Annotated in this window: 15 protein-coding genes; 2 read left to right on the forward strand and 13 right to left on the reverse strand. The window is 31.0% G+C overall.

The features are described 5' to 3' along the window. Nucleotides 1-8: 8 nt before the first annotated feature. From GQF29_RS01250 to GQF29_RS01265, 4 genes are read right to left on the reverse strand one after another with little or no spacing between them, the layout of a single operon-like run. Nucleotides 9-356, reverse strand: a complete 348-nt coding sequence (locus tag GQF29_RS01250; protein WP_008788654.1) for a bifunctional DNA primase/polymerase — start codon at nucleotides 354-356, stop codon at nucleotides 9-11. Then, nucleotides 353-715, reverse strand: a complete 363-nt coding sequence (locus GQF29_RS01255; RefSeq protein WP_008788653.1) for a plasmid mobilization protein — start codon at nucleotides 713-715, stop codon at nucleotides 353-355. The genes GQF29_RS01250 and GQF29_RS01255 overlap by 4 nt, the downstream gene beginning before the upstream one ends. Then, the gene (locus GQF29_RS01260; protein WP_008788652.1) at nucleotides 693-1,790 is read right to left on the reverse strand and encodes a site-specific integrase; all 1,098 of its coding nucleotides are present in this window, start codon (nucleotides 1,788-1,790) and stop codon (nucleotides 693-695) included. Before GQF29_RS01260 ends, GQF29_RS01255 begins: the two co-directional genes overlap by 23 nt. Then, on the reverse strand, nucleotides 1,771-1,974 hold the full coding sequence (locus GQF29_RS01265) for a hypothetical protein (protein ID WP_008788651.1): 204 nt from the start codon (nucleotides 1,972-1,974) through the stop codon (nucleotides 1,771-1,773). Before GQF29_RS01265 ends, GQF29_RS01260 begins: the two co-directional genes overlap by 20 nt. Nucleotides 1,975-2,127: 153 nt before the next feature. Here GQF29_RS01265 and GQF29_RS01270 point away from each other — a divergent pair, with 153 nt between their 5' ends. Further along, on the forward strand, nucleotides 2,128-2,556 hold the full coding sequence (locus GQF29_RS01270; RefSeq protein WP_008788650.1) for a helix-turn-helix domain-containing protein: 429 nt from the start codon (nucleotides 2,128-2,130) through the stop codon (nucleotides 2,554-2,556). A gap of 117 nt (nucleotides 2,557-2,673) precedes the next feature. Here GQF29_RS01270 and guaA read toward each other — a convergent pair whose 3' ends face one another. The 3 genes from guaA to GQF29_RS01285 form a co-directional block, all read right to left on the reverse strand. Beyond that, nucleotides 2,674-3,975, reverse strand: a complete 1,302-nt coding sequence (guaA, locus tag GQF29_RS01275) for a glutamine-hydrolyzing GMP synthase (protein WP_008788649.1) — start codon at nucleotides 3,973-3,975, stop codon at nucleotides 2,674-2,676. Nucleotides 3,976-3,986: 11 nt separating this feature from the next. Then, a complete protein-coding gene (locus GQF29_RS01280) occupies nucleotides 3,987-5,177 on the reverse strand; it encodes a coenzyme F420-0:L-glutamate ligase (RefSeq protein WP_008788648.1) in 1,191 nt (396 codons plus the stop codon). A 186-nt stretch (nucleotides 5,178-5,363) separates the two neighbouring features. After that, the gene (locus GQF29_RS01285) at nucleotides 5,364-5,930 is read right to left on the reverse strand and encodes a YdeI/OmpD-associated family protein (RefSeq protein ID WP_008788647.1); all 567 of its coding nucleotides are present in this window, start codon (nucleotides 5,928-5,930) and stop codon (nucleotides 5,364-5,366) included. A 172-nt stretch (nucleotides 5,931-6,102) separates the two neighbouring features. Here GQF29_RS01285 and GQF29_RS01290 point away from each other — a divergent pair, with 172 nt between their 5' ends. After that, on the forward strand, nucleotides 6,103-6,735 hold the full coding sequence (locus GQF29_RS01290; protein WP_017144223.1) for a DUF3298 and DUF4163 domain-containing protein: 633 nt from the start codon (nucleotides 6,103-6,105) through the stop codon (nucleotides 6,733-6,735). 51 nt (nucleotides 6,736-6,786) lie between these two features. Here the strand turns inward: GQF29_RS01290 and GQF29_RS01295 are convergent, their stop codons facing one another. The 6 genes from GQF29_RS01295 to GQF29_RS01320 form a co-directional block, all read right to left on the reverse strand. Beyond that, on the reverse strand, nucleotides 6,787-7,605 hold the full coding sequence (locus GQF29_RS01295; protein WP_008788645.1) for a DUF7973 family transport facilitator: 819 nt from the start codon (nucleotides 7,603-7,605) through the stop codon (nucleotides 6,787-6,789). Nucleotides 7,606-7,644: 39 nt separating this feature from the next. Continuing rightward, nucleotides 7,645-9,885 carry a glycoside hydrolase family 95 protein gene (locus tag GQF29_RS01300; protein WP_236916359.1) on the reverse strand — a complete coding sequence of 747 codons (2,241 nt, stop codon included), beginning with the start codon at nucleotides 9,883-9,885 and terminating at the stop codon, nucleotides 7,645-7,647. 1 nt (nucleotide 9,886) lies between these two features. Continuing rightward, nucleotides 9,887-10,201: a PTS sugar transporter subunit IIB gene (locus GQF29_RS01305; RefSeq protein ID WP_008788643.1), complete on the reverse strand. Its 315-nt coding sequence runs from the start codon at nucleotides 10,199-10,201 to the stop codon at nucleotides 9,887-9,889. A 3-nt stretch (nucleotides 10,202-10,204) separates the two neighbouring features. Further along, nucleotides 10,205-11,521, reverse strand: a complete 1,317-nt coding sequence (locus GQF29_RS01310) for a PTS sugar transporter subunit IIC (protein WP_008788642.1) — start codon at nucleotides 11,519-11,521, stop codon at nucleotides 10,205-10,207. 13 nt (nucleotides 11,522-11,534) lie between these two features. Further along, on the reverse strand, nucleotides 11,535-11,855 hold the full coding sequence (locus tag GQF29_RS01315; RefSeq protein ID WP_008788641.1) for a PTS sugar transporter subunit IIA: 321 nt from the start codon (nucleotides 11,853-11,855) through the stop codon (nucleotides 11,535-11,537). A gap of 86 nt (nucleotides 11,856-11,941) precedes the next feature. Beyond that, complete coding sequence (locus tag GQF29_RS01320; protein ID WP_008788640.1) at nucleotides 11,942-13,825, reverse strand: BglG family transcription antiterminator; 1,884 nt, start codon at nucleotides 13,823-13,825, stop codon at nucleotides 11,942-11,944. Between the last annotated feature and the right edge of the window lie 345 nt (nucleotides 13,826-14,170).

The raw sequence follows: 14,170 nt of genomic DNA on the forward strand, positions 1-14,170 counted from the left end.
CACCATCCTTACCTACTTCTCATTTGTTTCTTTTTGATTTTAGTTGAATCAATCTGTGTTTTAGAAAGAACTTTTGTTCCTTCTAAAAATTCATAAACGAAATTATTTGCTTTTGCTATCAGATAGTCAATTGATATAAAATAGTAACTACCATCAATAACAACCAACCCACCGCCGGTTCTAACACCGACATTATAGTCGGTATTAGAAAACCATTGATAGATTTGATTCACATCCATTGTTGCTTCTTCTTTCCAAGATTTACATACTTGCCCACTTTTTGAATTGACTTTCAGTGGAAATACTTTAAAATTATTTTTAGCATAGTTTAAAGCAGAATTTAATTGTGGATTCATTGGCGTGGCTCCATATCTGTTTTAAATTGTGCTCTTTTTTTATACTTAATGCATTTCACAATTTGAAGCAATTGTTCTAAAACCTCAATATCATCTAAAGGTAATTCCTCTAAATTTGTTCTTATTTCTAATTCTTTTAAGAAGTAATCAATTTCGTTTTTTAATGCTTTATATACTCGTGAATTGTGTCCTTCAATAACATATACTCTATGTTCAATACAATGGATTAAATAATCTTGTTTCGTTAAACCACTAAGCAATACATTTCTTTCAAGAACTTCATTTTCTTCTGGTGATAACCTAAAACCATAAGTTTTGCTTCTAAAACGATTTTGTCTATCTAAACTCTTTTTCGTCATAATCTCTCTCCTTTTCTTCGTTTAATGTATTTGCAATTTCCTTACCTTTTGATGGAAACAAGTGAGCATATTTATAAGTGATATGAATTGACTCATGACCTACTCGATCAGCGATTGCTAATGCTGAAAATCCCTTTTCAATTAATAATGAAACATGACTATGACGCAAATCATGAACACGAATCTTTTTAACATCTGCTGCTTTACACCCACGCTTCATTTCACGATACAAGAAACTCTTATTGATCGGAAACATACGATCTGTTTTCTTTAAACCCGGTAACCCAGCAACATAGTCTTTCACTTCATCTACAAGAAAATCAGGAATATCAACAACACGATTACTTTTACTTGTTTTCGGTGTAGTAATAACATCTTCACCTTGAAGTCTTTGATATGATTTGTTAATTCTTAACTTACATTTATCAAAATCAATATCCTCTAATGTTAAAGCAAGTAATTCCCCTTCACGAATACCGGTCCAATACAACATTTCAAATGCCATATAACTGATTGGATTATCCATAATTTCAAAAGCAAATTTTTTATATTCTTCAGTAGTCCAAAATAACATTTCAATTTCATCCTCCGATCCCATTGTTCCAACAATTCTTGCTGGATTTTTATCTAATCTATAATATTTGACTGCATGATTGAAAATCGCACTTAATTGAGCATGCATTGTCTTTAATGTTGATGAAGTATATTTTTCACCCTTTTTGTGATGTTGTTTCATCATATCGTTTTGCCATTTCAAAATATGATTTGGTGTAATTTCACACATCTTGAAATCTTTAAAATAAGGGCGAATTTTTGTATTAATAACATTTTGCTTCATCAAAAATGTGTTTAGTTTTAAACGTTGTTTCTTATCATCGAAATAGACTTCAATAAAATCATCAAAAGTCATATTTAAATTACCTTGTAGCTTTTCAAAATAAGAACGTTCAAAATTTTGTGCTTCTCTTTTCGTAGTAAAATTTCTCTTAAACAAGCGACAATTCTCTCCTTTCCAATTAATATATCTTTTTGATACATACCATGTGTTTGTTTTCTTATCTTTGTAAACTCCCATTTTCTCTGCCTCCTCCATAAATTTTTTCATAAAAGAATTTACGATTGATTTTACCTTCAATCGTGATAAAACCACTCTCTTTCATTTCTTCATTCAATTTTTGAATGAGTTTATAAGCGTACGCTTTAGATGTCCCCAATTCATTTGCCACCTCCTGTGCATCTATAAAGATATTTCCATTCATTCTCAACACCTCCTATCATGAATAGTGAACTTTTTTGTTCACATATATTATAGTAAACAAATTTGTTCTCGTCAATAGGAATGTAAACTTTTTTGTTTAATTTTTATTTTAGACGTGTTATACTAGTAATAGCGAATGGTGGTGAGATAAAAAATGAATATAGGAAAAAGAATTAAATATGTACGTATGCTAAGAGGAATGCGACAAGAAGAACTTGCCGGTAAAGTAGGTCTTGGTTATAACGAAAATGGCCGTACTCGTATCTCTCAATATGAAAATGGGAAACGAACGCCTAAAGAAGATATGCTTGAGAAAATTAGTGAAGCATTAAATGTTGAATCATATTATCTAAGTACAAAAGAACATACGGCAATTTTGGACTTCATTTTTATGTTGTTTGATTTTGATCAAGATGACCTATTTAATATTACAAAAGAAAATGAACGTTACTTAATAGACTTAGACTATAACATCTTACTCGATGACTTAATGGAAGAATGGATGCAAAAAAAAGCTGATTTAAGAAGTGGTAAAATCAGCAAAGAAGAATACATAGACTGGAAAATCAATTATACTGGTTAAAAATAACTAACTATTAAAATATACATAACTAAGTCTAGTGGTATCAAAATGGTATCAAAACAACCATTAAATATGCTAAAAACGCCCATTTCTAGGCGTTTTTTTGAATTTCAATTCTTATTCCCACTCAATTGTCGCACATGGTTTAGGTGACATGTCATAACATACACGATTGACATGAGGCACTTCAGCCAAGATACGATCAGTAATCTTCATCAAGATAGACCAATCAATTTGTTCAATCGTTGCCGTCATAGCATCCACAGTATTTACAGCACGAATAATGACTGGATAATCATAACTACGCGCATTGTTTTTGACACCAACTGATTTAAAATCAGGGACAACTGTAAAATATTGCCATACTTTTTTATCTAAACCAGCTTTAGCAAATTCATCTCTTAAAATAGCATCACTTTCTCTCACTGCTTCTAAACGATCTCTTGTGATTGCACCTAAGCAACGTACACCAAGCCCTGGACCTGGGAATGGTTGTCTATAAACCATTTCATATGGTAAACCAAGTTCAACTCCACAAGCACGAACTTCATCTTTAAATAATTGGAATAAAGGTTCAACCAATTCAAATTGTAAATCTTCTGGTAACCCACCAACATTATGATGTGATTTGACCATCTTAGCAGTCTTTGTTCCAGATTCAATAATATCAGGATAGATAGTTCCTTGAGCTAGGAACTCAATACCATCTAACTTTCTCGCTTCTTCTTCAAATACTCTAATAAATTCAGCACCAATAATCTTACGTTTTTGTTCAGGATCAGCAACATTTTCTAACTTAGTTAAGAAACGTTCTGTTGCATCAACATACACTAAGTTTGCATCTAATTGATTTTGGAAAACTTCCACAACATCTTCAGATTCACCCTTACGCATTAAACCATGATTCACATGTACACAATACAATTGTTTTCCAATTGCTTTCACTAATAAAGCAGCAACTACTGATGAATCAACACCACCTGATAAAGCAAGTAAAACTTTTTTATCACCAACTTGATTTCTAATAATCTCAACCTGATCATTAATAAAGTTTTTCATATTCCAATTCTTTTCAGCATGACATTCATTGAAAACAAAATCAGATAAAATATCTTTTAATTCATCTTCATTAGCAGGATATGTTCTATTATCTACTTGAGCCAATCTATGTTCAAATGCAAGAATAGGATATCCAGCAGTATATAGTTCACTAACAACATCAATCTCTTGTCCATCAATTATATTATTAGGACCACCATTAATAATAATACCCTTCACATTTGCTAAAGTATTTAATTCATCAACAGTAATATCATGTGGCTTAATTTCACTATAAACACCCAAATCTCTTATACAACGTGCAATTGTTGTATTTTCGTGACTACCTAAATCTAAAATGACAATCATGTCTTGTTTCATCTTTCTTCTCCTTAATCTGTGAAATTATCAAAATAACCTTGAACCAATACAATTGGAGTTCCTTTATCTCCAGAACCACTTGTTAAATCACATAATGAACCAATTAAATCAGTTAATTGTCTTGGTGTTGTTCCTTGAGAAGCCATATTGCCAACCAAATTATCTTCTTTTTCTTTAATACTCTTTGCAATAGCATCTCTTAATTCCTTACCACTTAAATCCTTAAAATCATTATCAGCTAAATATTTTAACTTTAATTCATTAGGTGTTCCAATTAACCCCTTTGTATAAGCAGGTGAAACAACAGGATCAGCTAATTCCCAAATCTTTCCTTGAGGATCTTTAAAAGCACCATCTCCATAAACCATAACTTCCACATGTTTATCAGTTAATTGTAAAATTTCTTTTTGAATATTTTCAACCAAATCCTGACATTCTCTTGGGAATAACTTAATCTTATCTTCAGTAGATTTATTTGAACCTAATAAACCATATTTATCATTATATCCACTACCATTAACAGATGCAGTTAAAATATCATCCAAACCACAGATAGCTTTTGCTCCTGCTTCTTTTAATAAACGTTTTGTTCTTGCACGTGTATGTATATCACAAGTTAAGACACAATCAGTATATTTTATAATCTCCTGAGCTCTATTTGCAAAAATAATTTCCACTTCTGCACCAGCTTCAGTAATAATATCTGAATAATATTGGACATAGTCAACACCTGTAAATTCATGTTTGTTTTCTCCAAACAATTCACGATATTTTTCTAAAGTTAATACATCACTATAAGGATTAATTCCAGCATCATCTAATTGATCATAAGTTAATAATGCATTTCCAACTTCATCACTAGGATAACTTAACATCAATACAACTTTTTTAGCTCCCATAGCAATTCCTTTTAAACAAATCGCAAAACGATTACGTGATAAAATTGGGAAAATAACCCCAATTGTTTCTCCACCTAATTTTGCTTTTACATCATCAGCAATATCTTGAATTGATGCATAATTTCCTTGTGCTCTAGCTACAATTGATTCAGTTAAAGAAATAACATCCTGATCTCTTAAGCCAAATCCTTCACTATATGTTGCTTCCATAACACTATCCACAACAATTTTACATAAGTCGTCTCCTTCTCTAATGATTGGACAACGAATTCCTCTTGAAATAGTTCCTATTCTTCTATCCATATAAGTACCTTCCTGACTTTCATATTAATATACAGTGCTATTATAATATAATTCGCCTCATTACGCTATTATTTTTTATCATAATGCCTAGAATTTGTCTTATAATCGACATTTTTTTATTTCCAAGTTATTCCATGTAAAAAAAGGAGTTAATAAAATACTAACTCCTTGTATTGAAGAGATTCTCTATGACATTGGTTTTAAGTTCTTTTCTAAACGCTCTATCATCCAAGTTAAACGCTTAACACGACCAGCATCAGTTTTGGCATCAAAATATGCTCTTGTATAAGTCTTTTTCACAGATAAAGACATGTTTAAAAAATTGGTATATGCCAATTTATTATCCTTAAGAAGTTCAGATACGATGTCAATTTGCTCATCAGTAATGCCAGATGGTTTTGTAGCAAGATCCCATTGACCATTTTTCTTTGCCTCTTCAATTTTTATTCTTCCAAAATCTGTCATTAATCCACGTGATTCTAAACTTTCAACAAGTTCCTTATTTTTTATAGACCACTTGCTGTTAGATTTACGTGCTGCAAAATATTTCTTATAAGAATCTTCATTAATTTTCTTCATTAAGCCATCAATCCAGCCATAGCAAAGGGCTTCCTCTAAAGCTTCACTCGCTTTTAATGTTGGCAGTTCTTTTGTTTTGCCAAATAACAGCCATACCCCTTCATGTGATTGACAATTTTCAGATAACCAATTTCTAAAATCAGCACGTGTTTGAAAACATAATGGTTCGCTCATATGATATCCTCCTGCTGCAAATCATTTTTCTATCTCTATAATTAAGATTATATCATAGTTATGATTTCTCTAAAATGATTATCATTGTTTCCACATTACTTTGTTTCATTTTAATACCTGAACAATGCTATATTTAAAATTTTTATCATATGTATGTATTGGAGGGATTTATATGGATGGATTAACATGTATAAAGCAATTTGAAATTCGTGAAGATTATTATTACGCAGGAGTGAAAGTAGTATCATGTCATATTTTTTATCCTCAATTCATAGGACATCACCCTGCTTTAGATGCACTCAACAATAAATATTATTTACAAGCAATCAAAAAGAAAGACAATTGTACAAATGTACTATATCCTGATGCTGTTCAAGCTTTGTTGCAAGGTTCAAAGGCATTTCCTTATGAGATGATAGTGACAATCACTCTAACATTACAAACCAATGAAATTGCCAGTTTTTATCAGCAGGAATATTTATATACAGGTGGTGCTAATGGTCAGACAACAAGAATAGGGCAAACAATCAATACACTCACTGGAGAAGTTAAACACTTATGTGATTTTCTTCAAAATAAAAAGAATTGTGAGACTTGTATCAAAAATAACATTATCAAACAAATAAAAACAAGTGATGACCCAAGTATCTATTTTGATAATTATCCAAAGTTAGTTGAAGAGACTTTTCACCCACAGAACTTTTATTTAACAAGTGAAGGTGTCGTTGTCTTCTTTGCCTTATATGATATAGCCCCACATTCTACAGGCATACCAACATTTCTGATACCCTACTCACAATGTTAATTCATATGTACTTGTATTATACGTTTCTTAATACAAGTACATTTTTATTAATTATAAAATCATAAATATGATAAAAGTCATCACTCCAATTGTAAGTGCTGGAGCATCAATATAAGTTCCTTTATCTGCATTCAAAATATGATGACATCCGATATAGAAGAATTGAGATAGTATTCCTAGAAATATAGCTAACATGATATTATTCGTCAGCATCATTGTGTATCCTACAACTAAGCAAATATGATGTATAATAGGAAATTGTGGATTATAAAAAGTTATAAAAATTGAAATAGCAGATATATAGAAACCAATTGTTATCGTATTTGTTAATTGAACAAAGAAAATAGACACAAAAGATATAAGAACTGCAAAAAATATTTGATATATAGCGAAAGATAACTTGAAATCTTGTAAATCTAACAAAGAGGGCAATTCAAAACCTTTTTCTCTAAAAATACATAATCGCCCCATAACTCCTATAATAACAATAACCAATGAACAGTGATCACAAGGCAAAGTAAGAGAATCAAAAAACTTTAATAACAGATAGCCACAAGTTCCTGCGATACCCCCACATAAAAAGACCACTCTATCTTTTGTAAAATACAGACTTCTGTTCACTTCTATTGCCTCAATATCATATTTTTTTGAAGCATAAGCCGTTGCTAAAACAGCAGCATTAAAAATAATACAAGGTATAAAAATAATATTTAAAGATATTTCCAAAACAATAGGAACTTGAAAACCAACTATAGGCAGTAGAAAACAAATGAGACCTATGATACCATAAATAACAAAACTTCGCACCCCACCTAAAAAAGTTCCTAAAATCCCAGATAAAAACGCCAAAATCATATATATTAATTCCATATATTTTCCTTCCTATAAAGTGATGATAAAAAGCTATGCTTAACACATAGCTTCATACTGAAATTTTTCATTTACCTGTAATGAGATAGAAACTGTTTTATCTTGTATCAATAAATCAATTGTTAATGGACGCGTTGCTATGATTTCAATATTTGATACTTGACAATCTTTCCAACTCATATTCAAAACAGCTCCAGACTTTAATCTCAATCCTTTCAATATCCCTTCAGGCATTTCATGAGATAGTGCTGGTAAAACATAAACCTTATTTTCATAATCTTGAATAAGCATTTCTAATATTGCATTGCTTCCACCAAAATTCCCATCAATCTGAAATGGTGGATGATTATCAAAAAGATTATCAAGAGTTGAATTTTTTAATAATTTCAAGAGAGTATCAAAGGCCTCTTCACCCTTATGTAAACGTGCAAAAAAATGAATAATCCAGGCACAACTCCAACCTGTATGACCTCCGCCGTGACTTAATCTTCTTTGCAATGTTTGATAGGCCGCCTCAATAAGCTCTGGTGTTTCACTATATTGAATATGTCGACCAGGATATAAAGCAAACAATTGTGAAATATGACGATGACCAATTTCAATCTCATCGTAATCTTCATGCCATTCCATAATTTGACCATATTTTCCAATTTGTATAGGTGGTAACTTCTCTAAATATTCATTTATCTCTGCTTCAAGATCGTGCCTATTTAACTCTTTAAGAAGTTGTAAATAAGATGTAAAAAATTCTCTTAAAAGTTGAATATCCATTGATGGGCTTAAGCAAACTGTTGCAGCCTGCCCATCTTGAGTCATATAGGCATTCTCTGGTGAAACAGATGGTCCTGTTGCATAAAATCCATTCGCATCTTTAAACATATAATCAAGAAAAAACAATGCATTTTCTTTAAGAATAGGAAAATATTCTAAAATGAATTCTTGATTATGAGTATATTGATAATGTTCAAAAATATGCAATGATAACCATAGTGAACCCATCGGCCATAATGTTGAAGGAACATAGTAATCTGCTGGTGCGCAGTCTCCCCATATATCTGTATTATGATGAGCACAAGTTCCTCTACAACCATACATCTCTTTGGCAATTTTTTGACCTCGTGGCAACATTATTTTTTGAAGTTGCATGAGTGGTAAGTGTAAACGAGATAATCCCGTTTTTTCAGCTAGCCAATAATTCATTTGAATATTGATATTAATTGTATATCGACTTCCCCATGGAGGTTCAAATTCACCATTCCATATCCCCTGAAGATTCGCTGCTAAACTCCCTTCTCGACTTGAAGATATTAACAAATATCTACCAAAATGAAAGTATGTTTCTATCAAATCAAGATCAATTTGACCTTCTTTCATTTTTTGTAATCTTTCAGGTATACTCATCATATTTTCATTTTTATGATCTCCTAATGTGAGTTCTAACTGATCAAAATAGTTCTGATAATCTCGAATATGATCCTGTTTTAAATTGCGATATGATTTGAGTAGAGTTTTATCCAATTGTTTTTGGCACCATTGGAACGGATTATGACTTCGATAACTTGTTCTTCCAACAACATAAACAATGGCTTCTGTTGCATTTTCAATCACCAAACGTGAGCCATATTTTTTAAGACAACCATCTTTCAACTGAACAGTCGTTGCCATGGTATAACTGATACCATTTTTCTGATTTCCATTGTATCCTGATAGATATAAATAGTCTTTTTCAATATGTATATCATCAACATATGATTCACTTCTGCCTGGTCTGATATCTCTACGTGTCAGATACAAATCAAAATTCAATTGCTGATTTTGACTTGCTTTAATTTTATAAACAAACACTTGATTAGGATACGATATAAAACATTCTCTTTGGTATTCAACATTGTTATATCTATATTGGATGGAACCTATACTATTTTTTAAATCTAAGACTTTTTGATAATCTTGAACGTTTTGATGATGAAATTCCATCCAGACTTGGCCAAGTGGCTGATAATGTCTAGGATGTGGTGTTGTTGCATAAAAGTAATTAGGTGCTTTTTTCTGTGCTTCCTCAACTTTACCATCCAACAATAAAGTTCTCATTTCATCTAAATGATCTAATGTATTTGGATTTCCTCGTTCAATAGGTCCTCCTGAATATAATGAATCTTCATTCATACAAATCAATTCTTTTTGAGTCTGTCCAAATACCATGGCCCCTAAATAACCATTTCCTAAAGGCATAGCCTCTTCCCACTGTAAAGCAGGTTTATTAAATATGAGTTTTTTCATGTCATTCATCCTTTTCAATAAGTGATAAAGTATATTGTAAAACCCTTTTTCCATCACCTATTCCATAATCTAAACCAGGGATATCGCCTACCGATATCCCTAACGGTTCACACATTTCCTTTGCATCTTTTAAAATATAAGCTACCTGCGGTCCCAATAAGACAACATCGCAATCATCTAATTCTTTTTCAAGACTTCTAACAGAGTGAGCACTCACCTCAACAGCAATATCCTTTTCTTTGGCTGCCTCTCTCATTCTTTGAACCAATATACTTGTTGACATACCAGCACTACAAAATAACTTAATTTTAATCATATTCTATGCATTCCCTTCCTGTAATTCCTTTTTTTCTTCTTGTAAGAATTGCTTATCCATCGCTTTTATAAATGGATAATAACCAATACATCCCACAACAATTAATAGAATCTGAATCACGGCTCCCATAATATTAAAATTCGTTGAGAGGAAACCACTTAAAATCAATGGGGTTGTCCAAGGAACAGGTACAACTGGTATTGGTGCAATTTGTACAACTGCCAATAAATATACTACTATAAATTGTAACAAATATACAAATATAAATGGAATAAATAATAAAGTATTTAAAACGACTGGCAATCCAAAGATAAAAGGTTCATGAATACAGAACATAGCTGGAACTATAGAAAGTTTTCCAATTGATTTTGCACGAATAGATTTACATACAAGAACCAATAAAAGTGGAATTGAGAAATTGAACACTGCTGAATAAACACCCCAGAATGTATCAGATACGATATAAGGCAAAGGCAATCCTGCTTGGAAAGCTTCCATATTCGCAAGTGCCATTGTTGCCAATAAAGGTTTCCATACTGCCCCAACAACATTAGCCCCATGAATTCCAAAGAACCATAACAATTGTTGAATTAAGATAAAAATCATAACAGCACCAACACTATCTCCAATTGCTAGTAAAGGTTGAGATAGAACTTGATTGATAAAATCAGGGAAATAAAGATAAGGTGTCATTAAGAATAAATTTCTAATCACAAGGAAAATCAAAACAACCAATGCAAATGGAATTAATGAACTAAAACTATTTGATACATTTGGTGGAACCGCATCAGGCATCTTGATTGTTAAGTTTTTCTTTGTAAAGAACCAATATAAACGTAATGAAACTAACGTTGTAATTAAACAAGGAAAAATCCCTGTTGAACTAAATAATGATGTTGGAATCACTCCATAAACTGTCGCATTTTTAACAACTTCACCATTGACATAAACATCACCAATATATGAAAAATTAGAAAGCAATAGAAAAGCAATCAAGGCAACAAGTACACCATAAACCTTTTCTAACTTTAACTGCTCACAATAACTGGCTGCACAAGAAACGATGATAACCAACGTTAAGAGTCCAATTGTTACACTACTCACTTGTGAAATAGAATTTGCTAACCAAGCTGCCAAATCTGGTGCAAATTGATCTAAATATGGAAAATAAGCAATAATTAAAGCAATGGCCCCAATAATAGATATTGGTGTTGTTGCTATCATACCATCACGAATGGCAGAAACTTCTTTATTACTATTTAATTTTGCTGCGACTGGTCCTGCATATTTTTGAACCAATTCAACTAATTTATCGAACATTCTTTTTCCTCCCTTATTGTTCAAGTGTGTCTATTTTCTGATATAGACGAATCATTTGTCTACAAACAATCTCAAATAACTCTGCATTAGCTAACTGATCTTCAGCATGAGCCAATAACAATGAAACTGAGTGTCCATCTTCTAAAGAACTCTTTTTTAGCATATGAATATGTTCTTCATAACCAACTTGGAGTTCTTTTTTTCCTTGCTCTTGTAAACTTTTTGCCAATTCAAACTGTCCACTATGAGCGGCATCAATTGCTAAGATATACTTTGTCTTTGCACTTCCTGACATGGAAATCATTTTCATACATGACTCTTCAACTTTATCCATTTAACCTCTCCCTTCCTGACAGCATTATCTTATCATTGTTATTTTTTTGACTCCATACCAAAAGATACCACATTGAATGTGGTATCTTATTGCTCTTTCATTAATTGTATCAAAAAATCATAGGTAGGATTGGATATAAATGCCTGTATTGCCTCAATGTTAAGAGAAAACTGTGAAGTTAATTCATAAAATTTTTGAATAGAATCATCAATATCTTCACCAATTGCTGTTAAAATAATGAGTTGAACTATATTTCTACTCCATAAGATTGGTTCCTTTAAAACTGCAACATAAACAAACGTTTCTTTTAAGAAAACATCTTTAGGATGAGGTATCGCAATATAATTTCCAAAATCTGTAGATTCTATATCTTCTCTTTCTAAAACTGATTGTAGGAAAAGGGAATTGACCCCTTCTTTTTCAACAACAATTTGACATAGTTTTTCTAGTGCTTCTTCTTTTGAAGAAGCTTCCAAATCTAATATCATACGTTCAGGACAATAATACTTTTTAATAATCTCATCTTCATTATGCTCTAATATTTTCTTAATTCTTTGAATATCATCATTTTCTAAAAAGTTATTGATCTTAACGATAGGTTTAGGTATTTCTATATTGATGGGAATTGTTGTAAAAACATAATCAACCAAATTATAATCAAAAGTATTCATTTCAAAACTATCACATACATAAATATGATCAATATAATCTTTAAACTCATGCTTGTATCTATACATCAATAAACGTGAACTGCTTTTCCCAGTCGAACAGATAATGAGTATATTTCTTTTTTGAGATGATTTCTTTTGCTCAATAGCCAATTGGAAAATCAATGCAAAATATCCTATTTCATCCTCTGGAATTAATTTCTGATAAACTTTTTCTAATAGAGGCCGGATAAACAATGCAATTCTATATGCAAAACTATAATTTTGTTTAATATCTTCTAACATTGGATTGGCAAAAGGGATATCATACCTCATACGAATATCAAAAGGAACAAGATGCTGATTTAATCCCATACGTATATCAAAATTAGATCTCATATCAATTTGAAACTCTTGATATATAGCATTAATCATTTCCATAACCAATCTATCAATCTCTTCTTTTATCACAAAATTACTTTCATTATTATTAACATTTCCCACATTTCTTTTTCCTGCAATATGAAGCAGAATATAATTTTGTTCATAAAGAGGATATGTGAGATGGAATTCATTTTCTAAATGTTGGACCAAATCATTACAAAAAGCAATTTCCTTAATTCCAATACTTAGTAAATTTTCTCCATTATCACCTATCATAAAATGTTGTTTTATTCGCTCTCTTTGAATTAACAGATACTCAATAAAATTTTCAAATGCAGTCTCAGATAAATGTAATTCGTATTCTTGTAAAAGCGGTATGACAAGATTGGCTATTTCTTTTAATTCAATATCCTGATTTTCATAAAATGATTTTTTTAATTCATTTGTATTCATAAAATAATCACAAATGAGTCTTCGTTTATCAAATTCATTTCCTTTGATTGCAATTCCATAATTGGGTTTCCTTTCCAAGCGTAAATAGTAACGATTGGCTAAAAATTCAACTTTTTTGAGTGAGGCAGAGATACGATTACGTGTGATATACAGTAATTCTTCTAGATCATCAACTTTTATATAATCATCATGATTAATCAAATAGGAAAGGATAAACTTTTCTCTAGCTTCACTATTTTCTGGAATATCCGATTCTTGAATTTGAAATATTTTAGAATATAATAACGGTTCTTCAATAACTAGCTGATACCCATATCGGGGTTTAGATACAATGTCTGCTCCAAAATACTTAAGTTCAGCACGTAGGTCTTTCATTCTATTTCTCACAATTTTTAAACTGATTTGAAATCGTGTAGAAATATCTTTTGCTGTTATATATGTATCAGTTGACATCATATCTAAAAGTTCTTTTAATTGTGACTGCATTTTTTCACCCCTTTTTCTTCAAGTATACATCAAAACTATTGATTTTGAAATATTTTTTCATTTCGACATGTTTTGACATTATTTAATTCTTTGTTTTATATTCGTTATCATATCAAATGATATTGCTTTATACGCTTATGCATGAAGCATATTGTTCAATAAAGAAAAAACAATCAATTGTATAAAAATTGACTGTTCATTTTATCTTTTAGAGGAATCTATCATTATATTCTGTTTAAGAGTTAATAATGGAACTTTATCAAACGTATTTTTTGACTCAAGAATGTCTCCATTCCTTAAATATGTTCTTTATTTAAACTCCTTTTAGGATTAACTATGCCAATT

Source organism: Coprobacillus cateniformis (assembly GCF_009767585.1).
Taxonomy (GTDB): Bacteria; Bacillota_I; Bacilli_A; order Erysipelotrichales; family Coprobacillaceae; genus Coprobacillus; species Coprobacillus cateniformis.